The organism is Citrobacter sp. C1 (assembly GCF_014596895.2).
Taxonomy (GTDB): Bacteria; Pseudomonadota; Gammaproteobacteria; order Enterobacterales; family Enterobacteriaceae; genus Citrobacter; species Citrobacter gillenii.
Map to the genome: position 1 here is coordinate 3610103 of NZ_CP115035.1, position 25840 is coordinate 3635942.

Below are 25840 nucleotides of genomic sequence, written 5' to 3' on the forward strand. Positions count from 1 at the left end.
GTATAGTAACGCCTTCTTATTTTGATGTCGGATTGTCCATGGCCATTAAGAATGTAATTTGTGATATCGACGGCGTGCTGATGCACGACAATGTTGCCGTACCGGGTGCGGCAGAATTTTTGACCGGCGTGATGGAGAAAGGCTTGCCGTTAGTCCTGTTGACTAACTACCCTTCGCAGACCGGACAGGATCTGGCAAACCGCTTTGCCACCGCAGGTGTCAATGTTCCTGACAGCGTGTTTTATACCTCCGCCATGGCTACCGCCGATTTCCTGCGTCGCCAGGAAGGAAAAAAAGCCTATGTTGTCGGTGAAGGCGCACTGATCCACGAACTGTACAAAGCGGGCTTCACCATTACCGACGTTAACCCCGATTTTGTGATCGTCGGCGAGACGCGTTCCTACAACTGGGACATGATGCATAAAGCGGCATACTTTGTGGCCAATGGCGCACGTTTCATTGCCACCAACCCGGATACGCACGGTCGCGGTTTTTATCCTGCCTGTGGTGCGCTGTGCGCTGGTATTGAGAAGATTTCAGGCCGTGAGCCCTTCTACGTAGGTAAACCCAGCCCGTGGATTATCCGCGCGGCACTCAACAAAATGCAGGCGCACTCGGAAGAGACCGTCATTGTTGGCGACAACCTGCGTACCGATATTCTGGCTGGCTTCCAGGCCGGTCTTGAAACTATCTTGGTGCTGTCTGGAATTTCCACCCTTGATGATATCGACAGCATGCCGTTCCGACCAAGCTGGATCTACCCGTCCGTTGCCGAGATAGATGTTATTTAAGCAACGCTGTGCCGGATAACCCTAAGAACACGTTAACCGGCACACTAAATAACCCCATCTAATAAAACCGCCATTTTTCTGGCGATTCATCAATAAATACGCTCATTACATACTCTTTTTTCACTATTCAACAATCATCATTGAGTTTTTTCTTTTCTCCTCACCAAACTCCTTGCGCCCTCTGCGGCTTTACGGCATTTTCTTTATTAAGCAAACATAAAAAGCATCACGCAACGGGTTAACGGAGAAGGTTATGTGTTCTATTTTTGGCGTATTTGATATTAAAACCGACGCAGTTGAGCTGCGTAAAAAAGCCCTCGAGCTGTCTCGTCTGATGCGCCACCGCGGCCCGGACTGGTCGGGTATTTACGCCAGTGATAACGCGATCCTGGCACATGAACGTCTGTCCATTGTCGACGTTAACGCCGGTGCTCAACCGTTATACAACGTGAAAAAGACGCATATCCTGGCGGTAAACGGCGAGATTTATAACCATCAGGCGTTACGTGCTGAATACGGCGATCGCTATCAGTTCCAGACCGGTTCCGACTGCGAAGTTATCCTTGCGCTGTACCAGGAAAAAGGGCCTGAATTCCTTGACGACCTGCAGGGCATGTTCGCCTTCGCACTGTACGACAGCGAGCAGGATGCGTATCTGATCGGCCGCGATCACATTGGGATTATCCCTTTGTACATGGGTCATGATGAACACGGCAACTTGTACGTGGCGTCTGAGATGAAAGCGCTGGTTCCTGTTTGCCGCACCATTAAAGAATTCCCGGCCGGTAGCTACCTGTGGAGCAAAGACGGAGAAATCCGTCAGTACTATCAGCGCGACTGGTTCGAATACGATGCCGTAAAAGACAATGTGACGGATAAAGACGAACTGCGTCAGGCGCTGGAAGATGCGGTTAAAAGCCATCTGATGTCAGATGTGCCTTATGGTGTGCTGCTGTCTGGTGGCCTGGATTCGTCCGTGATTTCCGCTATCACCAAAAAATATGCAGCGCGCCGTGTTGAAGATCAAGAGCGCAGTGAAGCCTGGTGGCCGCAACTGCACTCCTTCGCCGTGGGCCTGAAAGGCGCACCGGATCTGAAAGCCGCTCAGGAAGTCGCCAACCACCTGGGAACCGTACACCACGAGATCCATTTCACCGTACAGGAAGGCCTGGATGCCATCCGCGATGTGATTTATCACATTGAAACCTATGACGTCACCACCATTCGCGCCTCAACACCGATGTACTTAATGTCAAGAAAAATCAAAGCGATGGGCATTAAAATGGTGCTGTCAGGCGAAGGTTCTGATGAAGTATTTGGCGGCTATCTTTATTTTCACAAAGCGCCGGACGCAAAAGAACTGCACGAAGAAACAGTACGTAAACTGCAGGCACTGCATATGTTCGACTGCGCCCGAGCCAACAAAGCCATGTCGGCCTGGGGCGTTGAAGCCCGCGTACCGTTCCTCGACAAGAAATTCCTCGATGTCGCGATGCGCATCAACCCACAGGATAAAATGTGCGGTAACGGAAAGATGGAAAAACATGTCCTGCGTGAATGTTTTGAATCCTACCTGCCAGCCAGCATTGCATGGCGTCAGAAGGAGCAGTTCTCTGACGGCGTCGGTTATAGCTGGATTGACACGCTGAAAGAAGTGGCGGCAGAGCATGTTTCCGATCAACAACTGGAAACCGCCAGCTTCCGCTTCCCGTACAACACACCATCGTCTAAAGAAGCGTATTTGTACCGTGAGATTTTTGAAGAGCTGTTCCCGGTAGCCAGCGCCGCCGAGTGTGTGCCGGGTGGCCCGTCCGTCGCCTGTTCTTCTGCCAAAGCCATCGAATGGGACGAAGCGTTCAAAACCATGAACGATCCATCAGGCCGTGCGGTTGGCGTGCACCAGTCGGCTTATAAGTAAGCCCATCATCCACTAAGAGCCCTGAGGGGCTCTTTTTTTATGTCGGTTTTACGTGCGGAAAAACAATTAATAACGAATAATTGCCGAATATTGCGTCACGCTGTTCGCAACCTAACCAAACAGTCACATTCCAGCTATTTTCAATGAAAAAGGGGTTGACGCTTCAAGGCTCAATACGCATAATGCGCCCCGCAACGCCGATAAGGTAACGCGAAAAAAAGATGGCTACGTAGCTCAGCTGGTTAGAGCACATCACTCATAATGATGGGGTCACAGGTTCGAATCCCGTCGTAGCCACCATCTTTTTTGCGGGAGTGGCGAAATTGGTAGACGCACCAGATTTAGGTTCTGGCGCCGCAAGGTGTGCGAGTTCAAGTCTCGCCTCCCGCACCATTCACCCGTAAGCGTTGCACGGATGGGGTATCGCCAAGCGGTAAGGCACCGGTTTTTGATACCGGCATTCCCTGGTTCGAATCCAGGTACCCCAGCCACTTTTCTTCGATATAGCGGTTCACCGCAACGGTCATTGGGGTATCGCCAAGCGGTAAGGCACCGGTTTTTGATACCGGCATTCCCTGGTTCGAATCCAGGTACCCCAGCCATCGAAGAATATGATAGTATTTGGCTACGTAGCTCAGCTGGTTAGAGCACATCACTCATAATGATGGGGTCACAGGTTCGAATCCCGTCGTAGCCACCATATTAAGGGCGTATCGATTTAATTCGGTAAATCCAAAAAATTGTTGGGGTATCGCCAAGCGGTAAGGCTCTGGTTTCTGATACCAGCATTCCGAGGTTCGAATCCTCGTACCCCAGCCACTTTCAAAAAGTCGTCCACTTTGTGGGTGCACCCGTTGGGGTATCGCCAAGCGGTAAGGCTCTGGTTTCTGATACCAGCATTCCGAGGTTCGAATCCTCGTACCCCAGCCATTTTAGAAAAGCTCGCTTCGGCGAGCTTTTTGCTTTTCTAACGCCGGGTGACGGCAAGCCTTACCCGGCCTACATGACGCGTAGGCCTGATAAGCGCAGCGCCATCAGGCACCACTTGAGCTACAACCCTAATGCATACTTCAGCGCCTGACGTTTTAAAACGCCTGCACGCTCGGCGGCCATTAGACCAAGATTGCGCATAATACGCAGCGGCTGCAGGTTGTTGCTGAATCCGGCGTAAAACAGATCCATACCACTTTGCATGATGAAGTTATCGGTCATACGACGCGTTTGGTAGCGCTTCAGTACCCGCTGACTGGCCCACTGCTCACCATAGCTACGGGCGTTCACCAGCACATCAATTAACGCATCGACATCACGGTACCCCAGATTCACCCCCTGCCCGGCAAGCGGATGAATGGTGTGCGCAGCATCGCCCACCAGCGCCAGTCCTGGCTGTACATACTGCAACGCGTGGCGACGAGTAAGTGGAAACGCCCCTGCGGCAACAGGCGTAACGTCACCCAGACGTGAAGGGAAATATTTTGCGATTTCCGCCTGGAGCTGAGCCATATCGAGACTCTGCAACTGGCGGATGCGGGCCGGAGAGTCATACCACACCAGCGAAGCCCAGTTATCGAACAGCGGTAAAAACGCCCGCGGTCCGTCAGGGGTAAACTGCTGCCAGGTACTGTCTCCCGGTGAATTCTCGCATTGCACGGTAATCAGCATGCAGGATTGCGCGTACTGCCAGGCATGGATGCCAATCCCGGCCATTTGACGTACCTGAGAATTCGCGCCATCGGCACCAATCACCAGTTTTGCCGTTATCTTTTCACCGCCAGTCAGTTCAAGTTCATGCCGATCGTTATGTTGATGCAGAGAAATCAGTGATGCCGGCACGCGCAGGGTCACGTTGGGATGCGCCTCCATCGCCTGCCACAACGCCTGTTGCAGGACGTTGTTTTCGACCATATAGCCCAGCAATGGGAGTTTTAGCTCTGCCGCATCAAACACCACATGGGCATTCTCCCACTCCCAGGTTTCCAGACGACGATATGGATGAGTGCGCATGCCCTGCACCGCATCCCAGACACCCAACCCTTTCAGCAACGATGCAGACGCGGAGCTAATGGCTGAAATACGGATATCGGGCTGACTGTCAGCCACAAACGGCACGGGCGCGGCGTGCTCTATTACCGTCACCCTGAATCCATGCTGCGCCAGTCCCAGCGCCAGCGCGCCGCCGACCATCCCCCCGCCGACAATGGCAATTTCCGTTGGTTGATTTGTCATGGTCAATCATCCTGTTACATGTATTGTGTAAGTTTACAGGATTTTTTACCCCTTGAGGCTGACATCCGTCATACTGGTCACAACCGCGCCAACGCAGTACACTATGCGCCCTGCATTTCAGCCACAATTTCGCAAGAGCAAGTCGATGACTAAAAAACTCCATATTAAAACCTGGGGCTGTCAGATGAACGAATACGATTCATCGAAGATGGCCGATCTGCTGGATGCCACTCACGGGTATCAACTGACCGACGTGGCGGAAGAAGCGGATGTGCTGCTGCTGAATACCTGCTCAATTCGCGAGAAGGCTCAGGAAAAAGTTTTCCATCAGTTAGGTCGCTGGAAACTCTTAAAAGAGAAAAACCCGAATCTGATTATCGGCGTGGGTGGCTGTGTCGCCTCCCAGGAAGGCGACCATATTCGTCAACGTGCACACTACGTCGACATTATTTTTGGGCCACAAACCCTGCACCGCCTGCCGGAAATGATCAACAAAGTGCGCGGTAGCACCAGCCGTAGTCCAGTGGTGGATATCAGCTTCCCGGAAATCGAAAAGTTCGACCGCCTGCCGGAACCGCGTGCTGAAGGTCCAAGCGCGTTTGTGTCCATCATGGAAGGCTGTAACAAATACTGCACTTACTGCGTGGTGCCCTACACCCGTGGTGAAGAAGTCAGCCGTCCGGCGGACGATATCCTGCTTGAAATTGCCCAACTTGCGGCGCAGGGCGTACGTGAAGTCAACCTGCTGGGGCAAAACGTTAACGCCTGGCGCGGTGAGAACTACGACGGCACGACCGGCTCATTCGCAGATTTACTGCGTCTGGTAGCGGCGATCGACGGCATTGACCGTATCCGTTTCACTACCAGTCATCCAATTGAGTTCACCGACGATATCGTTGAAGTCTATCGCGACACCCCGGAGCTGGTAAGCTTCCTGCACCTGCCAGTACAGAGTGGCTCAGATCGCGTACTAAACCTGATGGGACGTACCCATACCGCGCTGGAATACAAGGCGATCATCCGCAAACTGCGCGCTGCACGCCCGGATATTCAGATTAGCTCCGACTTCATCGTGGGCTTCCCTGGCGAAACCACACAAGATTTCGAGCAGACCATGAAGCTGATTGCCGACGTTAACTTCGACATGAGCTACAGCTTTATCTTCTCAGCTCGTCCTGGCACGCCTGCCGCCGATATGGTTGACGACGTCCCGGAAGAAGAGAAAAAGCAACGTCTGTATATCCTGCAGGATCGCATCAACCAGCAGGCCATGGCCTGGAGCCGCCGTATGCTCGGCACCACCCAGCGTATTCTGGTCGAAGGCACGTCGCGTAAAAGCGTAATGGAGCTGTCGGGTCGTACTGAAAATAACCGTGTGGTGAATTTTGAAGGCACCCCGGATATGGTCGGTAAGTTTGTGGATGTTGAAATTACCGACGTCTGGACTAACTCCCTGCGCGGTAAAGTCGTGCGTACCGAGGACGAAATGGGCCTGCGCATCGCAGAAAGTCCGGAGTCGGTCATTGCGCGTACCCGCAAAGAGAACGATCTGGGTGTTGGCATTTATCAGCCGTAATTACCATAACCCCTCCTCTATCCCCTAAAGCGACAAACGAGCAAATCCCCAGGAGCATAGATAACTATGTGACTGGGGTGCGCGAGTGCAGGCAACGCCTCTGCGGCTTGAAGTATGACAGGGAGGGTCTTGTATTTCCTCTCTACGCCCCCATCTTCATTGCAATGCTTGCGCCTTTTCCCTGTGGCGTGAATAATTTCCCTACATGCCGGTAAATGTTCGACGTCCGGCGATATCTGCATAAGAGGAACGGTTTGAACATAGACACTCGCGAAATTACCCTTGAGCCCGCAGACAATGCCCGTCTGTTGAGCCTGTGCGGTCCTTTTGATGACAACATCAAACAGCTGGAACGTCGCCTTGGTATCGAAATTAACCGCCGCGACAACCACTTTAAGCTGACCGGTCGCCCGATTTGCGTTACCGCTGCGGCAGATATTTTACACAGCCTGTACGTCGATACCGCGCCAATGCGCGGCAAGACGCAGGACATCGAGCCGGAACAAATTCACCTGGCAATCAAAGAAGCGCGTGTCCTTGAGCAGAGCGCAGACAGCGTGCCAGAGTTTGGCAAAGCGGTGAATATCAAAACCAAGCGTGGCGTGATCAAACCGCGTACGCCGAATCAGGCGCAGTACATCGCCAATATTCTCGACCACGACATCACCTTCGGCGTCGGTCCTGCAGGGACGGGTAAAACCTACCTGGCGGTAGCCGCCGCGGTCGATGCGCTCGAGCGTCAGGAAATTCGCCGTATTCTGCTGACCCGTCCGGCGGTTGAAGCCGGTGAAAAACTGGGCTTCCTGCCGGGCGATCTCAGCCAGAAAGTCGATCCTTATTTACGTCCGCTGTATGATGCGCTGTTCGAAATGCTCGGCTTTGAGAAGGTGGAGAAGCTTATCGAGCGTAACGTCATTGAAGTCGCCCCGCTGGCTTATATGCGCGGTCGTACGCTGAACGATGCGTTCATTATCCTTGATGAGAGCCAGAACACGACTATCGAACAGATGAAAATGTTCCTGACCCGTATTGGCTTCAACTCCAAAGCGGTGATCACCGGCGACATTACCCAAATTGACCTGCCGCGCAGCACCAAATCCGGTCTGCGTCATGCCATCGAAGTGTTGGCTGAGGTCGATGAGATTAGCTTTAATTTCTTCCATAGCGAAGACGTGGTACGCCACCCGGTGGTTGCCCGTATCGTGACGGCGTATGAAGCCTGGGAAGAAGCAGAACAAAAACGTAAAGCCGAACAGGCAGCGGAACGCAAGCGTGAAGCCCAGGAACAGGAACAAAAATGAGTCAGGTTATTCTCGATTTACAGCTGGCATGTGAAGATAACGCCGGTTTACCGGATGAGCGCCTGTTTCAGGCATGGCTGGATGCGGTGATCCCGCAGTTTCAGGAAGAGTCAGAGGTTACCATTCGCCTGGTCGATGACGCTGAAAGCCACGAACTGAACCTGACCTATCGCGGGAAAGACAAGTCAACCAACGTGCTGTCCTTCCCGTTTGAGGCCCCACCGGGCATCGAACTGCCGCTGCTGGGCGATTTGATCATCTGTCGTCAAGTGGTCGAAAAAGAAGCGCAGGAGCAAGGTAAGCCTCTTGAAGCCCACTGGGCACACATGGTTATACACGGTAGCCTGCATCTCTTAGGCTACGACCATATCGAAGACGACGAAGCGGAAGAAATGGAATCCCTCGAAACAGAGATTATGCTTGCTCTGGGCTATGAGGATCCGTACATTGCCGAGAAGGAATAACCTGCTGCCGGTCAAGCCGGTGACAGGTCACCACGCCGGGCACTGAGTTTACGTGCCTTGAGCAATCTATTAACTAACATGAGAACCCATACGACGCCATGAGCGACGACAATTCACACAGTAGTGACACCTTACACAGCAAAAAGGGATTCTTTTCCCTGTTACTGAGCCAACTTTTCCACGGTGAACCAAAAAACCGCGACGAACTGTTGGAGCTGATCCGTGATTCCGGGCAAAACGACCTTATCGATGAAGATACGCGCGATATGCTCGAAGGGGTGATGGACATTGCGGACCAACGTGTTCGCGACATCATGATCCCCCGGTCCCAGATGATCACACTGAAACGCAACCAGACTCTGGATGAGTGTCTTGATGTCATCATCGAGTCCGCCCACTCGCGTTTCCCGGTGATCAGCGAAGACAAAGATCACATTGAAGGGATTCTGATGGCGAAAGACTTGCTGCCGTTTATGCGCAGTGATGCCGAAGCTTTCAGCATGGAAAAAGTGTTACGCCCGGCGGTTGTCGTACCTGAGAGCAAGCGTGTTGACCGCATGCTGAAAGAGTTCCGCTCTCAGCGGTACCATATGGCTATCGTTATCGACGAGTTCGGCGGTGTCTCGGGTCTGGTGACCATTGAGGACATTCTTGAACTGATCGTCGGTGAAATCGAAGATGAATACGACGAAGAAGACGATATCGATTTCCGTCAGCTTAGTCGCCACACCTGGACCATTCGTGCGCTGGCCCCGATCGAAGACTTCAACGAAGCCTTCGGCACCCACTTTAGCGACGAAGAAGTCGATACTATTGGCGGTTTGGTGATGCAGGCCTTTGGTCATCTGCCCGCACGTGGAGAGACTATCGACATTGATGGCTACCAGTTCAAAGTTGCCATGGCCGACAGCCGTCGTATTATTCAGGTTCATGTCAGAATTCCGGACGACTCACCCCAGCCAAAACTGGACGAATAAACCCGAAACTGGATCAAAGACTACATGGCATTTGCCCACTTAATTGAACGCCAGCGCATTCGCCTGCTGCTGGCGTTATTATTCGGTGCCTGCGGGACGCTGGCGTTCTCTCCGTATGACATCTGGCCTGCGGCGATTATTTCGCTGATGGGTCTGCAGGCCTTAACTCTCAACCGTCGCCCACTCCAGTCTGCCGCTATCGGCTATGTTTGGGGAATGGGTCTTTTTGGCTCCGGCATCAACTGGGTCTATGTCAGCATTGCGCAATTTGGCGGTATGCCAGGCCCGGTTAACGTATTCCTTGTGGTATTGCTTGCGGCATACCTCTCGCTGTACACAGGTTTGTTTGCGGGCGTTCTGTCGCGCCTGTGGCCAAAAACCAGCTGGCTGCGGGTGGCGATTGCTGCCCCGGTAGTCTGGCAGATAACCGAATTCCTGCGCGGCTGGGTGCTGACCGGCTTCCCATGGCTACAGTTTGGCTACAGCCAGATTGACGGCCCGCTGAAAGGCCTGGCGCCGGTAATGGGCGTCGAGGCGATTAACTTCCTGCTGATGATGGTCAGCGGCCTGCTGGCGCTGGCGTTAGTCACACGTAACTGGCGTCCTCTGGTTGCTGCCGTGGTATTGTTCGCTCTGCCCTTCCCGCTGCGCTACATCCAGTGGTATACACTGGAGCCAGAAAAAACCACCCAAGTTTCGATGGTGCAAGGTGACATTCCGCAGTCGCTGAAGTGGGATGAAGGTCAGCTCATCAACACGTTGAAGATTTACCTTGATGCCACGCAGCCTGAAATGGGCAAATCACAGCTGATCATCTGGCCAGAGTCCGCTATTCCTGATCTGGAGATCAATCAGCAGCGGTTCCTCGGCATGATGGATGACCTGCTAAAATCTAAAAACAGCACGCTAATCACCGGTATTGTTGACGCGCGCCTTAACAAGCAAAACCGCTACGATACCTACAACACCATCATCACGCTGGGTAAAGACAGTCCGTACAGCTATGACTCCAGCAATCGTTACAACAAAAATCACCTTGTCCCGTTTGGTGAGTTTGTGCCGCTGGAATCGATTCTACGCCCGCTGGCGCCGTTCTTTGACTTACCCATGTCATCCTTCAGCCGAGGGCCGTATGTGCAGCCACAGCTGCAGGCGCACGGCTTTAAGCTGACGGCGGCAATCTGCTACGAAATTATTCTTGGCGAACAGGTACGGGATAACTTCCGCCCGGATACGGACTACTTGCTGACCATCTCCAATGATGCCTGGTTTGGTAAATCCATCGGTCCATGGCAGCACTTCCAAATGGCGCGCATGCGGTCACTGGAGCTGGCGCGTCCGCTGTTGCGTAGCACTAATAATGGCATCACGGCGGTGATTGGCCCGCAAGGTGAAGTGCAGGCCATGATCCCGCAATTTACCCGACAGGTACTGACCACCAGCGTTACCCCGACAACGGGTCTCACGCCGTATGCGCGTACCGGAAACTGGCCGTTATGGCTGATTACCGCGTTGTTAGGCTTTGGCGCGATCATCATGAGTCTGCGCCAGCGTCGTAAATAATCTCTGCTCTCGTCATATTGCCGGATGTTGGCGCTCACGCGCCTTGTCCGGCTAACACATCCCCTCTCCTCTCCCATTCTGGCACGCCTATTGCTTTGTTATACAAGGCAAACGCTGTTTTGGTTGAATGTGCAACCTGGTCGCACCAAATTTGAGCACAGGTAGCACCTGAAATGTGCAACAAGATATTTTTGCCCTCAAACGGTGCGGCGCACCTCGCAAAAATAAACAATAACACAGCAAATTCTTTACATTCATCCAAACTAAATGTTAACAAACACATACAAGACTGCACTTTTAAGTAGCAAACAATAACAACATCACAATGGGTATCAATGCGTCCCTGACGCAGACGATAAAGGAGTTGGATATGCAATTACGTAAGCTCGCCACTGCCATGCTGGTCGTGGGAATGTCTGCCGGTCTGGCGCACGCGGAAGATGCCGCCCCTGCGGCAAGCAGCACCCTGGACAAGATCGCTAAAAATGGCGTCATCGTCGTCGGACACCGTGAATCCTCGGTCCCGTTTTCCTACTACGATAATCAGCAGAAAGTGGTCGGTTATTCACAGGATTACTCCAACGCAATTGTTGAGGCCGTGAAGAAAAAGCTGAACAAACCTGACCTGCAGGTGAAGCTGATTCCGATTACCTCCCAGAACCGCATTCCGCTGCTGCAAAACGGCACCTTCGACTTTGAATGTGGTTCAACCACCAACAACGTTGAACGCCAGAAACAAGCGGCATTTTCTGACACCATTTTCGTTGTCGGCACCCGCCTGCTGGCGAAAAAAGGCGGCGACATCAAAGATTTCGCTGACTTGAAAGGCAAAGCGGTGGTTGTGACTTCCGGTACCACCTCGGAAGTGCTGCTGCATAAGCTGAACGAAGAACAAAAAATGGATATGCGCATCATCAGTGCGAAAGACCACGGTGACTCTTTCCGTACCCTCGAAAGCGGTCGCGCCGTCGCCTTTATGATGGATGACGCCCTGCTGGCTGGTGAACGCGCGAAGGCGAAGAAACCGGACAACTGGGAGATCGTCGGCAAGCCACAATCTCAGGAAGCGTACGGCTGTATGCTGCGTAAAGACGACGTCACGTTCAAAAAGCTGATGGATGACACCATTGCACAGGCACAAACTTCAGGTGAAGCTGAGAAGTGGTTTGATAAATGGTTTAAAAACCCTATTCCGCCAAAGAACCTGAATATGAATTTCGAACTGTCGAGCGAGATGAAGGCCCTGTTCAAAGAACCAAATGATAAAGCACTCAACTAACTAAAATAAATGGGGCGAGTTCACCTGGCCCTCACGATTGTCGGGAAGCATGGACAGACTATACGCTGAGTGGCCGTTCCCCACTCAGCGCGAAAAATGAGCTTCTCAACAATCTTCGAGGGTAGCGCTGCTACCCTTTTTTTTTCTGGAGTAGATTTATGTCTATAGACTGGAACTGGGGGATTTTTTTACAAGAAGCCCCGTTCGGCAACACCACCTATCTCGGCTGGCTCTGGAGTGGTTTCCAGGTCACCGTCGCGCTTTCAATCACCGCCTGGATTATTGCTTTCCTGATAGGTTCCCTATTCGGCATCTTACGCACCGTTCCCAACCGTTTCCTTTCCGGGATAGGCACGTTGTATGTTGAACTGTTTCGTAACGTTCCGCTGATCGTACAATTTTTTACCTGGTATCTGGTGATCCCGGAACTGCTCCCAGAAAACATTGGCATGTGGTTCAAGGCTGAGTTGGATCCCAACATCCAGTTTTTCCTCTCCTCAATGCTCTGCCTGGGGCTGTTTACCGCCGCCCGCGTTTGTGAGCAGGTGCGCGCCGCGATTCAGTCTTTGCCTCGCGGACAAAAAAACGCCGCGCTGGCGATGGGGCTGACGCTACCGCAGGCCTATCGCTATGTTCTGCTGCCCAACGCCTACCGCGTGATCGTACCGCCGATGACATCAGAAATGATGAACCTGGTGAAAAACTCCGCCATCGCCTCAACCATCGGTCTGGTCGATATGGCAGCACAGGCAGGTAAGCTGCTGGATTACTCTGCCCACGCCTGGGAGTCGTTTACGGCTATCACCCTTGCCTATGTCTTGATAAACGCCTTTATTATGCTGGTGATGAATCTGGTTGAACGTAAAACTCGCCTGCCTGGCAATTTGGGAGGCAAATAATGTACGAATTTGACTGGAGTTCCATTGTCCCCTCCCTGCCGTATCTGCTGGATGGGCTGATGATCACGCTGAAAATTACCGTTACGGCGGTCATTATTGGCATCGTTTGGGGAACTATCCTTGCGGTAATGCGTCTGTCCAGCTTCGCGCCCATTGCCTGGTTTGCGAAGATCTACGTGAACGTATTCCGCTCTATTCCGCTGGTCATGGTGCTGCTGTGGTTCTATCTGATTGTACCAGGGTTCTTACAGAACGTATTAGGCCTGTCACCGAAAACCGATATTCGTCTGATCTCAGCGATGGTGGCGTTTTCGATGTTTGAAGCGGCGTACTACTCAGAGATTATCCGTGCCGGGATCCAGAGTATTTCTCGTGGACAGTCCAGCGCCGCGCTGGCGTTAGGGATGACCCACTGGCAGTCGATGAAGCTCATTATTCTGCCGCAGGCATTTCGCGCGATGGTGCCGTTGCTGCTGACCCAGGGCATCGTTCTATTCCAGGACACCTCGCTGGTCTACGTATTAAGTCTTGCAGATTTCTTCCGTACCGCCTCCACCATTGGCGAGCGTGACGGCACACAGGTCGAGATGATCCTGTTCGCTGGCGCCGTCTATTTTGTATTCAGTCTGAGCGCATCGTTGTTGGTCAGCTATTTGAAGAAAAGGACAGTTTAATGATTACCCTGAAAAATGTTTCTAAATGGTATGGTCACTTTCAGGTTCTGACCGACTGCTCCACGGAAGTTAAAAAAGGTGAAGTGGTGGTAGTTTGCGGTCCGTCAGGCTCCGGTAAATCGACGCTGATCAAAACGGTAAACGGCCTGGAGCCAGTGCAGCAGGGTGTGATCACCGTTGACGGTACCGTCGTGAATGACAAAAAAACCGATCTGGCCAAACTGCGTTCTCGCGTGGGCATGGTCTTCCAGCACTTTGAACTGTTCCCACATTTGTCGATCATCGAAAACTTGACCCTGGCCCAGGTAAAAGTACTTAAACGCGATAAAAAGCCTGCTCGCGACAAAGCACAAAAACTGCTTGAGCGCGTAGGACTGTCGGCCCATGCCGATAAGTTTCCGGCCCAGCTTTCTGGTGGACAGCAGCAGCGCGTGGCCATTGCCCGGGCGCTGTGTATGGATCCTATCGCCATGTTGTTTGATGAACCCACCTCAGCGCTCGATCCAGAAATGATCAACGAGGTGCTGGACGTCATGGTCGAGCTGGCTCATGAAGGGATGACCATGATGGTGGTCACCCACGAAATGGGCTTCGCTCGGAAAGTGGCGAACCGGGTAATCTTTATGGATGAGGGTAAGATTGTGGAAGACTCGCCGAAAGAAGAGTTCTTTGCCAATCCAAAATCAGATCGCGCCAAAGACTTCCTCGCCAAAATATTGCATTAATCTTTCCGGCGCGCACATCAAAGTGCGCGCCAAATCACGCTTTCTTTCTTCGCATCTCGAATCACATACAGCCCGGCGTTAACCTTGTCACGAAGTCCCACCCACAAGGAGTCACAATGGCACTTCCGATCCTTTTTGATTGCGATCCAGGTCATGACGACGCTATCGCAATGGTTCTCGCCCTCGCCTCACCGGAACTTGATGTTAAAGCCATAACATCCTCAGCGGGCAACCAGACGCCTGATAAAACCCTGCGTAATGTGTTGCGTATGTTAACGCTGCTCAACCGATCGGATATTCCCGTTGCCGGAGGCGCGTTGAAGCCCCTGATGCGCGAGTTGATAATTGCCGATAACGTTCACGGAGAAAGTGGCCTGGACGGCCCCGTACTGCCGGAGCCGGCATTTGCCCCGCAAAGTTGTACAGCCGTGGAGTTAATGGCGAAAACCCTGCGCGAAAGTCCGGAACCGGTCACGATTGTATCAACTGGCCCCCAAACTAACGTAGCACTGCTGCTGAATAGCCACCCCGAGTTGCATAAGAAAATCGCCCGTATTGTGATTATGGGCGGCGCGATGGGACTCGGAAATTGGACACCGGCTGCTGAGTTCAATATTTATGTTGATCCCGAAGCGGCAGAGATGGTGTTTCAATCAGGTATTCCGGTAGTGATGGCCGGGCTGGACGTCACACATAAAGCACAAATTCATCGTGAAGACACCGAGCGATTGCGCGCGATTGGCAATCCTGTGGCGAGCATTGTCGCTGAGTTACTGGATTTCTTCTTCGAATATCACAAAGACGAGAAATGGGGATTCAAAGGCGCACCGCTACACGATCCATGCACCATTGCCTGGTTACTGAAGCCCGAACTGTTTACCACCGTTGAACGCTGGGTCGGCGTAGAGACGCAGGGAAAATACACGCAGGGAATGACCGTAGTGGATTACTATTTCCTGAGCGGAAATAAACCCAACGCCACGGTTATGGTTGACGTTGACCGGCAAGGTTTTGTCGATCTGCTGGCCGAACGGCTCAGGTTTTACGCCTGACATTTATCATTAAGTGCGTAGGCCGGATAAGACGCGTCGCGTCGCATCCGGCACAAAAAATCACGGCTCAAATGGTCTGCGCTGGAACTGATCGTGACCACATTTCGGGCATAGCGGCAGCACGTCTGGCGTGTAAACGGCTAAATGGAAGTGGCATTTCTCACAGACCAGATTCCCCAACCCGACCACCTCACCACTGTGATAAACCCCGTGATGACTCAGGTCCTGGAATACTTCGCGCCATTCAAGCTGGGTTTTATCGGTAATATCCGCCAGTTCTTGCCAGATACTCTCTTTGATGACCCGCATAAAAACGCTGTCAGTCTCCTCATCAAGACTCTCTTCATAACTGATCGCGAACTCTTCAAGGTCGCGTCTGACGGCCCTGGTGAGTTCTTCTACCTCGGTTCGCGTTAACTCCCCGGTCTGCATAACTCGCTGACGAGCCTGGTCCACCAGCGCATCGATATCGCGTTCACCATTGCGTAGACGTTCGCTAAGTGACGTCACCAGTTCACGGTAATATTGAGCAACCTTGTTCATCGCTTCGCCTCCTGGGTCGTTAACTGTCTATAATAATAGACGTTATTTACACTACGCTTTGCAAGACTGTCCACAGAGTATGTAAATTCGTGCAATATTTATCCTTGCGGGAATTCAATGCTGAATGCGCGAAAGGCTGTTTTGACGCGGACGTTTGGGCTATGCTATGCGGATCTGAAACACCACATCTAAAGCTACGTTTGTAGCTGTATTGAAAACAGGACCACTGGCTGCCATGCAAGAGCAATACCGCCCGGAAGAGATAGAATCCAAAGTACAGCTTCACTGGGATGAGAAGCGCACATTTGAAGTTACCGAAGACGAGAGCAAAGAGAAGTATTACTGCCTGTCTATGCTTCCCTATCCTTCTGGTCGACTACACATGGGCCACGTACGTAACTACACTATCGGTGATGTGATCGCCCGCTATCAGCGTATGCTGGGTAAAAACGTTCTGCAGCCGATTGGCTGGGATGCATTCGGCCTGCCAGCTGAAGGCGCGGCGGTGAAAAACAATACCGCGCCTGCTCCGTGGACGTACGACAACATCGCTTACATGAAGAACCAGCTCAAAATGCTGGGCTTCGGCTATGACTGGAGCCGTGAGTTGGCGACCTGCACCCCGGAATATTACCGTTGGGAGCAAAAGTTCTTCACTGAACTGTACAAAAAAGGTCTGGTGTACAAGAAAACCTCTGCGGTTAACTGGTGCCCTAATGACCAGACAGTACTGGCGAACGAACAGGTTATTGACGGCTGCTGCTGGCGTTGTGATACCAAAGTTGAGCGGAAAGAGATCCCGCAGTGGTTCATCAAAATCACCGCATACGCTGACGAACTGCTGCGCGACCTGGACCGTCTGGATCACTGGCCTGACACCGTAAAAACGATGCAGCGCAACTGGATTGGCCGCTCTGAAGGCGTGGAGATCACCTTTGATGTCAACGGTTATGACAACACGCTGACCGTTTACACCACCCGCCCGGACACCTTTATGGGTGCCACTTATCTGGCCGTTGCCGCAGGTCACCCGTTGGCGCAGAAAGCCGCGGCGAATAACCCGGAACTGGCGGCGTTTGTTGACGAATGCCGCAACACCAAGGTTGCCGAGGCTGAAATGGCGACCATGGAGAAGAAAGGCGTCGACACTGGCTTTAAAGCGATTCATCCGCTGACCGGTGAAGAGATCCCGGTTTGGGCTGCAAACTTCGTGCTGATGGAATACGGTACAGGTGCCGTGATGGCCGTGCCGGGTCACGATCAGCGCGACTACGAGTTCGCAACCAAATATGGTCTGAGCATCAAGCCAGTTATCCTGGCGGCGGACGGTTCAGAACCGGATCTGTCTGAGAAGGCACTGACCGAGAAAGGCGTGCTGTTTAACTCTGGTGAGTTTAACGGTCTCGATTTCGAAGCGGCTTTCAACGCCATTGCCGACAAGCTTGTCGAAAAAGGTGTGGGTGAGCGTAAAGTTAACTACCGTCTGCGTGACTGGGGCGTTTCCCGTCAGCGTTACTGGGGCGCTCCAATCCCAATGGTCACGCTGGAAGATGGCACCGTGTTGCCAACCCCAGAAGATCAGCTGCCGGTTATTCTGCCGGAAGATGTGGTGATGGACGGTATCACCAGCCCGATTAAAGCCGACCCAGAGTGGGCAAAAACCACCGTTAACGGTATGCCGGCTCTGCGTGAAACCGACACCTTTGATACCTTTATGGAATCATCCTGGTACTATGCGCGCTACACTTGCCCGCAGTATCAGGAAGGCATGCTGGACTCTAAGGCTGCCAACTACTGGCTGCCGGTTGATATCTACATTGGCGGTATCGAACACGCCATCATGCACCTGCTCTATTTCCGTTTCTTCCACAAGCTGATGCGTGACGCGGGCATGGTGAACTCTGACGAACCGGCTAAACAGCTGCTGTGTCAGGGCATGGTACTGGCGGATGCCTTCTACTACGTCGGTGCCAACGGCGAGCGTAACTGGGTTTCTCCGGTTGATGCTATCGTTGAGCGCGATGAAAAAGGCCGTATCGTGAAGGCGCAGGACGCCGAAGGTCATGAACTGGTCTATACCGGCATGAGCAAGATGTCCAAGTCAAAAAACAACGGTATCGACCCGCAGGTGATGGTTGAGCGTTACGGCGCAGACACCGTGCGTCTGTTCATGATGTTCGCCTCTCCGGCTGATATGACGCTTGAATGGCAGGAATCCGGTGTTGAAGGAGCTAACCGCTTCCTGAAACGTGTCTGGAAACTGGTTTACGAACACACCAGCAAAGGTGATGTTGCGGCCCTGAACGTTGACGCATTGAGCGACGATCAGAAAGCGCTACGTCGCGATGTTCACAAAACTATTGCGAAAGTGACCGATGATATCGGCCGTCGTCAGACCTTTAACACCGCGATTGCGGCGGTTATGGAACTGATGAACAAGCTGGCAAAAGCACCGCAGGAAGACGAGCAGGACAGAGCCCTGATGCAGGAAGCGTTGCTGGCCGTTGTGCGTATGCTCAACCCGTTCACCCCGCACGTATGCTTCACCTTGTGGCATGCGCTGAAGGGCGAAGGCGATATCGACAACGCACCGTGGCCGGTTGCTGACGACAGCGCAATGGTCGAAGACTCAACGCTGGTTGTGGTGCAGGTGAACGGTAAAGTACGTGGCAAAATCACCGTTCCAGTCAACGCCACCGAAGAGCAAGTTCGTGAGCGTGCTGGCCAGGAGCATCTGGTAGCAAAATATCTTGATGGCGTTACCGTACGAAAAGTGATTTATGTACCGGGTAAACTCCTCAATCTGGTCGTTGGCTAAGCGCGGGAGGAAGCGTGCGACATCTGACAACTCTGTTGTTATCCCTGGTGGTGCTGGTCACCGCTGGGTGTGGTTGGCATCTGCGTAGTACTACGCAGGTACCGCCCACAATGAAAACTATGATCCTGGACTCTGGCGATCCGAACGGCCCGTTAAGCCGCGCGGTACGCAACCAGTTACGTCTGAACGACATCGAACTGCTCGAAAGCGGTTCTATGCGTAAAGACGTGCCGTCCCTGCGTCTGGGCGGCGTGAGTATCTCGAAAGACACGGCATCGGTATTCCAAAACGGTCAAACCGCCGAATACCAGATGGTGATGACTGTCAAAGCTTCCGTTCTGATTCCGGGTCACGACATTTATCCGATTAGTGCCAAGGTCTATCGTTCGTTCTTTGATAACTCACAGGCTGCACTGGCGAAGGATAACGAGCAGGATATGATCATCAAAGAAATGTATGACAAAGCGGCCGAACAGTTGATTCGTAAGCTGCCAAGCATACATATTGCTGATACTCAGTCATCCAGTGATGACGTACAGCCTGCTGAGAATGAAACAGCCGCGCCAACGTCTTCTCAGGCGCGTGTTTCCACCACGCTGGGTAACTGATGCTCAAGTTGTACCCTGAACAACTCCGCGCACAGCTCAAAGAAGGGCTGCGCGCGGCGTACTTATTACTGGGCAACGATCCCCTCTTGTTGCAGGAAAGCCAGGATGCCGTCCGTCTGGCCGCCACTGTGCAAGGATTCGAAGAACACCACACGTTCACCCTCGATACCAGCACTGACTGGGGGGCTATTTTTTCCCTCTGCCAGGCCATGAGCCTATTTGCCAGCCGGCAGACATTACTTCTACAACTGCCTGAAAACGGCCCTAATGCCGCCATTAACGAACAACTCGCCACGCTGGTTACCCTGCTGCATGACGATCTACTGCTGATTGTTCGCGGCAACAAGCTGACCAAAGCACAGGAAAATGCCGCGTGGTATACCAGTCTGGCGAGCCATGCTGTTCAGGTGAGCTGCCAGACGCCAGAGCAGGCGCAGCTCCCTCGCTGGGTTGCCGCCAGAGCGAAACAAAGCAACCTGCAACTGGACGAAGCCGCCAATCAGCTATTATGTTATTGCTATGAAGGTAACCTATTAGCCCTGGCGCAGGCGCTGGAGCGGTTATCATTGCTGTGGCCTGATGGAAAACTCACGTTGCCTCGTGTGGAGCAAGCGGTTAACGATGCGGCGCACTTTACCCCCTTCCATTGGGTCGATGCGCTGTTGATGGGAAAAAGTAAACGCGCGCTACATATCCTGCAGCAACTGCGCCTTGAAGGCAGTGAGCCGGTTATTCTGCTGCGCACGATACAGCGTGAATTACTGTTACTGGTCAACCTGAAAAGGCAATCAGTCCACACACCATTACGCGCCTTGTTTGATAAGCATCGGGTATGGCAAAACCGCCGCGGCATGATGGGTGATGCACTAAACCGGCTGTCATCTGAGCAATTACGCCAGGCGGTACAGTTGTTAACGCGCACGGAAATTACGCTTAAACAAGATTATGGTCAGTCAGTATGGGCCGAGCTTGAGGGACTTTCTCTTCTGCTCTGCCATAAATCACTGGCAGATGTTTTTATTGATGGTTGATATGAAATCATTACAGGCTTTGTTCGGTGGCACCTTTGATCCGGTGCATTATGGTCATCTTAAACCCGTGGAAATTCTGGCTAATCTGATTGGCCTATCACGGGTGATTATCATGCCTAATAATGTGCCGCCGCATCGTGCGCAACCCGAAGCCTCCAGCGCACAGCGTAAACAGATGCTTGAGCTGGCAATTGCTGACAAGCCTTTGTTTATCCTGGATGAACGTGAGCTAAAACGAGATACGGCCTCTTACACCGCCCAAACTCTCAAGGAGTGGCGCGAGGAACAAGGGCCACTCGCGCCGCTGGCGTTTATTATTGGTCAGGACTCACTGCTCACCTTTCCTTCCTGGCACAATTCCGACACCATTCTGGACAATACCCATCTCATCGTCTGCCGACGACCGGGGTATCCGCTGGAGATGGCGCAGGCGCAGCACCAGCAGTGGCTCGAACGTCATCTGACTCATTCGCCAGATGACCTGCACCAGCTTCCTGCCGGGAAAATTTACCTGGCAGAAACCCCCTGGTTCAATATCTCCGCTACCCTTATCCGCGAACGACTGGAACACGGTGAGCCGTGTGACGATTTAATGCCAGACTCCGTGCTGGACTATATCAATCAGCAAGGGTTGTACCGCTAAGCGTGTAGCGTAATGCCGCCAGCAGGCGGTTGTTCTCTTCAGCGCCACGGACAGCCACCCGGTAGTAACGCGCATCCAGCCCCGGATAGTTAGCGCAACTGCGGATCAACACATGCTGTTCCAGCAATGATTTTTGCAAATCTAAACCCGGTCGATCGCAGCGTAACAAGCGATAATTTGCCCGTCCGGGATACACCGTCAGGCCAGGCAGATTTTGCAGTTGTTGATCGAATCGGCTCCCCTCATGCGCCAGCCATTCCCATGTCGCCTGCTGATAGACACTATCGTGGAGAATCATTTCGCCCGCCAGTGCGGCAAAGGCATTGATTGACCAGGGCATTTGCCGGCTGCGCAGGTGTGCTACCGCCTGCTCGTTGCTGTTAACCAGATATCCCAGGCGCAGGCCGGGTATCGCATAAAATTTGGTGAGTGAGCGCAAAACCCAGATGTGCGGATTCTCTTGCAACAGCGGAATAAACCCCTGTTCCCCGGCGATAAAATCGATAAACGCTTCATCGAGGATCAATGCGATCCCGAGCTGTTTACAACGCCGTGCTATCTCCTGCAACAGGTGATGTTCGGGCAACAGCCCGGTGGGATTGTTAGGTGTACACAGGAACAGGCAATCCAGCTCCGAGGTAAGTGCATCGAGAATCTCTCCGGTCAACTGCCAACCGTCCTCTTCGCGCAGCGCAAACTCGTGTATTGCGCATTCGCCCCATTGCAGTGCCCGGCGATATTCCGCAAATCCGGGAATGACGATCATCGCATGACGCGGCTTAAGACCATCAACCAACGTAAAGATCGACTCCGTCTCCCCGTTACCGGCGAGGATCCACGACATAGGAACATGATGGTGCTCCGCCAGAGTGGCATGCAAATGGGCGTAATCCACATCCGGATAGCGCTCAGCACGGTCCAAATTGTCGATTAGTGCGCGTTTTAAGCTTGCCGGCATACCCAGCGGGTTAATATTCGCGCTAAAATCCAGCAATTGCCCAGGCGAGATGCCCAATAATGCGGCGGCTTCCCGGGTGTTACCGCCATGCGCGCTCTTTAATAAAGACATCGTGCCGCTCCAGTTTTAAAAGGGTATTTTATTGAAAAGTCACTGCGCAATCAGGGCAAATATCATGTTTTGTGCGAATAGCCTCACGAGGGAAAAATGAGACTCTGGTTAGTACGTCATGGAGAAACCGACGCCAACGTTGCCGGGTTATACAGCGGTCATGCCCCTACATCGCTCACTCAGCGGGGAATAACCCAAGCTGAAACACTGGCCGCACTATTACACAACGTTCCTTTCGACCACGTCCTCTGCAGCGAGCTTGAACGCGCGCGCCATACCACGCAGTTGCTCTTAGCAGGGCGCGACGTTCCACTGCGGATCATGCCCGAGCTTAATGAAATGTTCTTTGGTGACTGGGAAATGCGCCACCATCGCGATCTGGCGCGTGAGGACGCAGAAAACTATGCGCTGTGGTGTAACGACTGGCAGAATGCGACCCCCACCAACGGCGAAGGTTTTCAGGCATTTTCACAGCGAGTTGAGCGCTTCATTGCCCAACTTGCTGATTATAAAAATTCGCAGAACCTTCTGGTGGTCAGCCATCAGGGCGTACTCAGCGTGCTGATCGCCCGGCTCATGTCAATGCCCGCGGCATCAATGTGGCATTTCCGCGTTGAACAGGGGTGCTGGAGCGCAATTGATTTCTGCGACGATTTTGCGGTGCTGAAAGTGTTAAACAGCCGAGCCATCTGGCGCGAGGGGGAGTGAATACACGGTTTTTTCTGTCGAAGGGGCTCGCGCCCATTGACACCCCATGACAGGCTGCTATTCTCCGCAGCCTGACTTTTCCCGCCTTTCAGAGCTTTGCAGAAATTGTTTTACAAAAATGGCGATGCATTCTGTTGCGTGGGGTGGGATGATAGCGCACCTCAAAAGCGCTTTCGGAGACATTTGTCCCGATATCGCCTCTGGTTCAGGTATACTAACAAGCCTTTTTAACTCTTTTCACCCAGGGGGAACACTTGCAGGGTAAAGCACTTCAGGATTTTGTAATCGACAAAATTGATGACCTTAAAGGTCAAGACATCATCGCCTTAGACGTTCAGGGCAAATCCAGCATCACTGACTGCATGATTATCTGCACCGGCACATCCAGCCGCCATGTCATGTCTATCGCTGACCACGTTGTTCAGGAATCTCGCGCCGCTGGCCTGCTGCCGCTTGGCGTTGAAGGTGAGAACGTGGCCGACTGGATCGTCGTTGATCTCGGCGAGGTGATTGTCCACGTTTTACAGGAAGAAAGCCGTCGCCTGTATGAACTGGAAAAACTCTGGAGTTAATGCGTGAAGCTGCAACTTGTCGCTGTGGGTACGAAAATGCCTGACTGGGTGCAAACCGGTTTTACGGAGTATCTCCGTCGGTTTCCAAAAGACATGCCTTTTGAGCTTATCGAGATCCCGGCAGGAAAACGCGGCAAGAACGCGGATATTAAACGCATACTCGATAAAGAGGGTGAACAGATGCTGGCTGCCGCTGGCAAAAATCGCATCGTCACCCTTGATATCCCAGGAAAACCCTGGGACACGCCACAACTGGCAACCGAGCTGGAACGCTGGAAACTGGATGGTCGTGACGTCAGTCTGCTGATTGGCGGACCGGAAGGATTGTCTCCAGCCTGTAAGGCTGCCGCGGAGCAAAGCTGGTCACTCTCTGCATTAACCCTTCCCCACCCTCTTGTTCGGGTTCTGGTGGCAGAGAGTCTGTACAGAGCGTGGAGCATTACCACCAACCACCCTTATCACCGTGAGTGATCATTGAGTCTTGAGTAGATTAAGCAGCGGATGAAACTACAGAATTCTTTTCGCGACTATACGGCTGAGTCCGCGCTGTTTGTGCGTCGGGCGCTGGTTGCTTTTTTGGGGATTTTGCTGCTCACTGGCGTGCTGATCGCCAACCTGTATAACCTGCAAATCGTTCGTTTCACCGATTATCAGACCCGTTCAAACGAAAACCGCATCAAACTGGTGCCGATCGCCCCCAGTCGCGGCATCATTTATGACCGTAACGGCATCCCCCTGGCCCTCAACCGCACCATTTACCAGATAGAAATGATGCCTGAGAAGGTCGATAACGTTCAGCAAACGCTGGATGCGCTGCGGGAAGTGGTTGATCTCAATGACGACGATATTGCCGCCTTTAAAAAAGAACGAGCACGTTCCCACCGCTTTACGTCCATTCCGGTGAAAACCAATCTGACGGAAGTGCAGGTAGCACGCTTTGCCGTCAATCAATATCGTTTTCCCGGTGTGGAAGTCAAAGGCTATAAGCGCCGTTACTATCCCTACGGCTCTGCGCTAACTCACGTCATTGGTTACGTCTCAAAAATTAACGATAAAGACGTTGAACGCCTGGACAAAGACGGCAAGCTCGCCAACTACGCCGCTACCCACGATATCGGCAAGCTGGGTATTGAACGTTATTACGAAGACGTTCTGCATGGTCAGACCGGTTACGAAGAAGTTGAAGTCAACAACCGTGGTCGCGTGATTCGCCAATTGAAAGAAGTGGCGCCTCAGGCCGGGCACGATATCTATTTAACGCTGGATTTAAAGCTCCAGCAGTATATTGAAACCCTGCTGGCCGGCAGTCGTGCCGCCGTGGTGGTCACAGACCCGCGTACCGGCGGCGTGCTGGCGCTGGTTTCTATGCCCAGCTACGATCCCAACCTGTTTGTAGACGGTATCTCCAGCAAAGATTATGCAGGGTTGCTCAATGACCCCAATACCCCACTGGTTAACCGCGCGACGCAAGGTGTTTACCCCCCTGCCTCAACCGTTAAGCCTTACGTGGCGGTATCCGCACTAAGCGCGGGCGTGATTACCCGTAATACCGGGCTGTTCGATCCAGGCTGGTGGCAGTTGCCCGGTTCTGAAAAACGTTATCGCGACTGGAAAAAGTGGGGGCATGGTCATCTGAACATAACCCGCTCACTGGAGGAATCTGCGGATACGTTTTTCTACCAAATCGCCTATGATATGGGGATAGACCGTCTTTCAGAGTGGATGAGTAAATTCGGCTATGGCCATTATACGGGGATCGATCTGGCCGAAGAGCGAGCCGGTAATATGCCAACGCGTGAATGGAAGCAAAAACGGTTTAAAAAGCCATGGTACCAGGGTGATACTATTCCGGTGGGCATCGGTCAGGGGTACTGGACAGCAACCCCTATTCAGATGAGCAAATCGCTGATGATTCTTATCAACGACGGCGTGGTAAAAGTCCCGCATCTGCTGATGAGCACCACGGAAAACGGCAAGCAGGTGCCATGGGTTCAGCCGCATGAGCCGCCGGTGGGTGACATTCATTCCGGTTACTGGGAAATTGCCAAAGACGGTATGTACGGTGTTGCAAACCGTCCTAACGGTACCGCGCATAAATATTTTGCCGGTGCACCGTATAAAATTGCGGCAAAATCCGGTACCGCTCAGGTCTTCGGTCTGAAAGCCAATGAAACCTATAATGCGCATAAAATTGCCGAACGTTTACGCGATCATAAGCTGATGATCGCATTTGCGCCCTACGATAAACCCGAGGTCTCTGTCGCGATTATCCTCGAAAACGGCGGAGCCGGTGCGCCTGTAGGTACCATCATGCGCCAGATCCTTGACCATATTATGTTGGGCGACAACAACACCAATCTGCCTGCGGAAAACCCGGTGACTACCGCAGCTGAGGACCAATAA

At 52.7% G+C, this 25840-nt stretch carries 23 protein-coding genes and 7 tRNA genes; 27 read left to right on the plus strand and 3 right to left on the minus strand.

The genetic code is table 11. From position 1 onward, the window contains the following. The first annotated feature begins 38 nt into the window (after positions 1-38). The 9 genes from nagD to IB214_RS17530 all read left to right on the plus strand — a co-directional run bounded on the left by nagD (position 39) and on the right by IB214_RS17530 (position 3639). Entirely contained in the window at positions 39-791 is a 753-nt protein-coding gene (gene nagD / locus IB214_RS17490) for a ribonucleotide monophosphatase NagD (RefSeq protein ID WP_096757877.1), read from the plus strand. Positions 792-1044: 253 nt separating this feature from the next. Continuing rightward, a complete protein-coding gene (gene asnB / locus IB214_RS17495) occupies positions 1045-2709 on the plus strand; it encodes an asparagine synthase B (protein WP_096757878.1) in 1665 nt (554 codons plus the stop codon). A 223-nt stretch (positions 2710-2932) separates the two neighbouring features. Further along, positions 2933-3009: transfer RNA gene (locus IB214_RS17500), tRNA-Met, on the plus strand. Between the two features lie 8 nt (positions 3010-3017). Continuing rightward, positions 3018-3102: transfer RNA gene (locus tag IB214_RS17505), tRNA-Leu, on the plus strand. Between the two features lie 23 nt (positions 3103-3125). Beyond that, positions 3126-3200: transfer RNA gene (locus IB214_RS17510), tRNA-Gln, on the plus strand. A gap of 36 nt (positions 3201-3236) precedes the next feature. Then, positions 3237-3311 (plus strand) — tRNA-Gln (locus tag IB214_RS17515). A 21-nt stretch (positions 3312-3332) separates the two neighbouring features. Continuing rightward, positions 3333-3409 (plus strand) — tRNA-Met (locus tag IB214_RS17520). Between the two features lie 44 nt (positions 3410-3453). After that, positions 3454-3528: transfer RNA gene (locus tag IB214_RS17525), tRNA-Gln, on the plus strand. Positions 3529-3564: 36 nt separating this feature from the next. Then, positions 3565-3639 (plus strand) — tRNA-Gln (locus tag IB214_RS17530). A 120-nt stretch (positions 3640-3759) separates the two neighbouring features. On the opposite strand, the gene ubiF is transcribed toward IB214_RS17530, so the two are convergent. Next, positions 3760-4935 carry a 3-demethoxyubiquinol 3-hydroxylase gene (gene ubiF, locus IB214_RS17535; protein WP_115259092.1) on the minus strand — a complete coding sequence of 392 codons (1176 nt, stop codon included), beginning with the start codon at positions 4933-4935 and terminating at the stop codon, positions 3760-3762. A gap of 145 nt (positions 4936-5080) precedes the next feature. Here ubiF and miaB point away from each other — a divergent pair, with 145 nt between their 5' ends. The 10 genes from miaB (at position 5081) to rihA (ending at position 15445) form a co-directional block, all read left to right on the plus strand. After that, on the plus strand, positions 5081-6511 hold the full coding sequence (gene miaB, locus IB214_RS17540) for a tRNA (N6-isopentenyl adenosine(37)-C2)-methylthiotransferase MiaB (protein ID WP_096757880.1): 1431 nt from the start codon (positions 5081-5083) through the stop codon (positions 6509-6511). A gap of 254 nt (positions 6512-6765) precedes the next feature. After that, positions 6766-7812 (plus strand): PhoH family protein, encoded by a 1047-nt coding sequence (locus IB214_RS17545; protein WP_167456046.1) that lies wholly within the window; start codon positions 6766-6768, stop codon positions 7810-7812. Continuing rightward, the gene (gene ybeY / locus IB214_RS17550) at positions 7809-8276 is read left to right on the plus strand and encodes an rRNA maturation RNase YbeY (RefSeq protein ID WP_117342229.1); all 468 of its coding nucleotides are present in this window, start codon (positions 7809-7811) and stop codon (positions 8274-8276) included. Before IB214_RS17545 ends, ybeY begins: the two co-directional genes overlap by 4 nt. Positions 8277-8374: 98 nt before the next feature. Beyond that, positions 8375-9253: a CNNM family magnesium/cobalt transport protein CorC gene (corC, locus tag IB214_RS17555; RefSeq protein WP_096757884.1), complete on the plus strand. Its 879-nt coding sequence runs from the start codon at positions 8375-8377 to the stop codon at positions 9251-9253. Positions 9254-9277: 24 nt separating this feature from the next. After that, a complete protein-coding gene (gene lnt, locus IB214_RS17560) occupies positions 9278-10816 on the plus strand; it encodes an apolipoprotein N-acyltransferase (protein WP_117342228.1) in 1539 nt (512 codons plus the stop codon). Between the two features lie 370 nt (positions 10817-11186). Further along, entirely contained in the window at positions 11187-12095 is a 909-nt protein-coding gene (gene gltI / locus IB214_RS17565; RefSeq protein ID WP_117342227.1) for a glutamate/aspartate ABC transporter substrate-binding protein GltI, read from the plus strand. A 158-nt stretch (positions 12096-12253) separates the two neighbouring features. After that, complete coding sequence (gene gltJ / locus IB214_RS17570; protein ID WP_096757888.1) at positions 12254-12994, plus strand: glutamate/aspartate ABC transporter permease GltJ; 741 nt, start codon at positions 12254-12256, stop codon at positions 12992-12994. Then, positions 12994-13668: a glutamate/aspartate ABC transporter permease GltK gene (gltK, locus tag IB214_RS17575; protein ID WP_096757889.1), complete on the plus strand. Its 675-nt coding sequence runs from the start codon at positions 12994-12996 to the stop codon at positions 13666-13668. The genes gltJ and gltK overlap by 1 nt, the downstream gene beginning before the upstream one ends. After that, positions 13668-14393 carry a glutamate/aspartate ABC transporter ATP-binding protein GltL gene (gltL, locus tag IB214_RS17580; protein WP_096757890.1) on the plus strand — a complete coding sequence of 242 codons (726 nt, stop codon included), beginning with the start codon at positions 13668-13670 and terminating at the stop codon, positions 14391-14393. Before gltK ends, gltL begins: the two co-directional genes overlap by 1 nt. A 116-nt stretch (positions 14394-14509) precedes the next feature. After that, positions 14510-15445, plus strand: a complete 936-nt coding sequence (gene rihA / locus IB214_RS17585) for a pyrimidine-specific ribonucleoside hydrolase RihA (protein ID WP_117342226.1) — start codon at positions 14510-14512, stop codon at positions 15443-15445. A 60-nt stretch (positions 15446-15505) separates the two neighbouring features. On the opposite strand, the gene IB214_RS17590 is transcribed toward rihA, so the two are convergent. After that, positions 15506-15988 (minus strand): zinc ribbon-containing protein, encoded by a 483-nt coding sequence (locus tag IB214_RS17590; protein ID WP_115259097.1) that lies wholly within the window; start codon positions 15986-15988, stop codon positions 15506-15508. 235 nt (positions 15989-16223) lie between these two features. On the opposite strand from IB214_RS17590, the gene leuS reads away from it, so the two are divergent. Genes leuS through nadD form a run of 4 tightly spaced genes read left to right on the plus strand, consistent with a single transcriptional unit; the run spans position 16224 to position 21088 of the window. Continuing rightward, positions 16224-18806: a leucine--tRNA ligase gene (leuS, locus tag IB214_RS17595; protein WP_115259098.1), complete on the plus strand. Its 2583-nt coding sequence runs from the start codon at positions 16224-16226 to the stop codon at positions 18804-18806. A 14-nt stretch (positions 18807-18820) separates the two neighbouring features. Next, complete coding sequence (gene lptE, locus IB214_RS17600; protein ID WP_117342225.1) at positions 18821-19414, plus strand: LPS assembly lipoprotein LptE; 594 nt, start codon at positions 18821-18823, stop codon at positions 19412-19414. Then, a complete protein-coding gene (gene holA, locus IB214_RS17605) occupies positions 19414-20445 on the plus strand; it encodes a DNA polymerase III subunit delta (protein ID WP_117342224.1) in 1032 nt (343 codons plus the stop codon). Before lptE ends, holA begins: the two co-directional genes overlap by 1 nt. A 1-nt stretch (position 20446) precedes the next feature. Further along, positions 20447-21088, plus strand: coding sequence for a nicotinate-nucleotide adenylyltransferase (nadD, locus tag IB214_RS17610; protein WP_096759450.1), 642 nt, complete (start codon positions 20447-20449; stop codon positions 21086-21088). Here nadD and cobD read toward each other — a convergent pair. Further along, positions 21063-22157: a threonine-phosphate decarboxylase CobD gene (gene cobD / locus IB214_RS17615; RefSeq protein WP_117342223.1), complete on the minus strand. Its 1095-nt coding sequence runs from the start codon at positions 22155-22157 to the stop codon at positions 21063-21065. The genes nadD and cobD overlap by 26 nt on opposite strands. A gap of 96 nt (positions 22158-22253) precedes the next feature. Here cobD and IB214_RS17620 point away from each other — a divergent pair, with 96 nt between their 5' ends. The 4 genes from IB214_RS17620 (at position 22254) to mrdA (ending at position 25840) form a co-directional block, all read left to right on the plus strand. Beyond that, the gene (locus IB214_RS17620) at positions 22254-22865 is read left to right on the plus strand and encodes an adenosylcobalamin/alpha-ribazole phosphatase (protein WP_117342222.1); all 612 of its coding nucleotides are present in this window, start codon (positions 22254-22256) and stop codon (positions 22863-22865) included. 254 nt (positions 22866-23119) lie between these two features. After that, entirely contained in the window at positions 23120-23437 is a 318-nt protein-coding gene (rsfS, locus tag IB214_RS17625; protein ID WP_096757898.1) for a ribosome silencing factor, read from the plus strand. A 3-nt stretch (positions 23438-23440) separates the two neighbouring features. Continuing rightward, positions 23441-23908: a 23S rRNA (pseudouridine(1915)-N(3))-methyltransferase RlmH gene (gene rlmH, locus IB214_RS17630; protein WP_003022725.1), complete on the plus strand. Its 468-nt coding sequence runs from the start codon at positions 23441-23443 to the stop codon at positions 23906-23908. Between the two features lie 30 nt (positions 23909-23938). Continuing rightward, positions 23939-25840, plus strand: coding sequence for a peptidoglycan DD-transpeptidase MrdA (gene mrdA, locus IB214_RS17635; RefSeq protein ID WP_117342221.1), 1902 nt, complete (start codon positions 23939-23941; stop codon positions 25838-25840).

Excerpts from the sequence above, each read along its gene's own strand:
- nagD (WP_096757877.1), top strand. The coding sequence starts at position 39 with ATGGCCATTAAGAATGTAATTTGTGATATCGACGGCGTGCTGATGCAC.
- asnB (WP_096757878.1), top strand. The coding sequence starts at position 1,045 with ATGTGTTCTATTTTTGGCGTATTTGATATTAAAACCGACGCAGTTGAG.
- ubiF (WP_115259092.1), bottom strand. The coding sequence starts at position 4,935 with ATGACAAATCAACCAACGGAAATTGCCATTGTCGGCGGGGGGATGGTC.
- miaB (WP_096757880.1), top strand. The coding sequence starts at position 5,081 with ATGACTAAAAAACTCCATATTAAAACCTGGGGCTGTCAGATGAACGAA.
- ybeY (WP_117342229.1), top strand. The coding sequence starts at position 7,809 with ATGAGTCAGGTTATTCTCGATTTACAGCTGGCATGTGAAGATAACGCC.
- corC (WP_096757884.1), top strand. The coding sequence starts at position 8,375 with ATGAGCGACGACAATTCACACAGTAGTGACACCTTACACAGCAAAAAG.
- lnt (WP_117342228.1), top strand. The coding sequence starts at position 9,278 with ATGGCATTTGCCCACTTAATTGAACGCCAGCGCATTCGCCTGCTGCTG.
- gltI (WP_117342227.1), top strand. The coding sequence starts at position 11,187 with ATGCAATTACGTAAGCTCGCCACTGCCATGCTGGTCGTGGGAATGTCT.
- gltJ (WP_096757888.1), top strand. The coding sequence starts at position 12,254 with ATGTCTATAGACTGGAACTGGGGGATTTTTTTACAAGAAGCCCCGTTC.
- gltK (WP_096757889.1), top strand. The coding sequence starts at position 12,994 with ATGTACGAATTTGACTGGAGTTCCATTGTCCCCTCCCTGCCGTATCTG.
- gltL (WP_096757890.1), top strand. The coding sequence starts at position 13,668 with ATGATTACCCTGAAAAATGTTTCTAAATGGTATGGTCACTTTCAGGTT.
- rihA (WP_117342226.1), top strand. The coding sequence starts at position 14,510 with ATGGCACTTCCGATCCTTTTTGATTGCGATCCAGGTCATGACGACGCT.
- IB214_RS17590 (WP_115259097.1), bottom strand. The coding sequence starts at position 15,988 with ATGAACAAGGTTGCTCAATATTACCGTGAACTGGTGACGTCACTTAGC.
- leuS (WP_115259098.1), top strand. The coding sequence starts at position 16,224 with ATGCAAGAGCAATACCGCCCGGAAGAGATAGAATCCAAAGTACAGCTT.
- holA (WP_117342224.1), top strand. The coding sequence starts at position 19,414 with ATGCTCAAGTTGTACCCTGAACAACTCCGCGCACAGCTCAAAGAAGGG.
- nadD (WP_096759450.1), top strand. The coding sequence starts at position 20,447 with ATGAAATCATTACAGGCTTTGTTCGGTGGCACCTTTGATCCGGTGCAT.
- cobD (WP_117342223.1), bottom strand. The coding sequence starts at position 22,157 with ATGTCTTTATTAAAGAGCGCGCATGGCGGTAACACCCGGGAAGCCGCC.
- IB214_RS17620 (WP_117342222.1), top strand. The coding sequence starts at position 22,254 with ATGAGACTCTGGTTAGTACGTCATGGAGAAACCGACGCCAACGTTGCC.
- mrdA (WP_117342221.1), top strand. The coding sequence starts at position 23,939 with ATGAAACTACAGAATTCTTTTCGCGACTATACGGCTGAGTCCGCGCTG.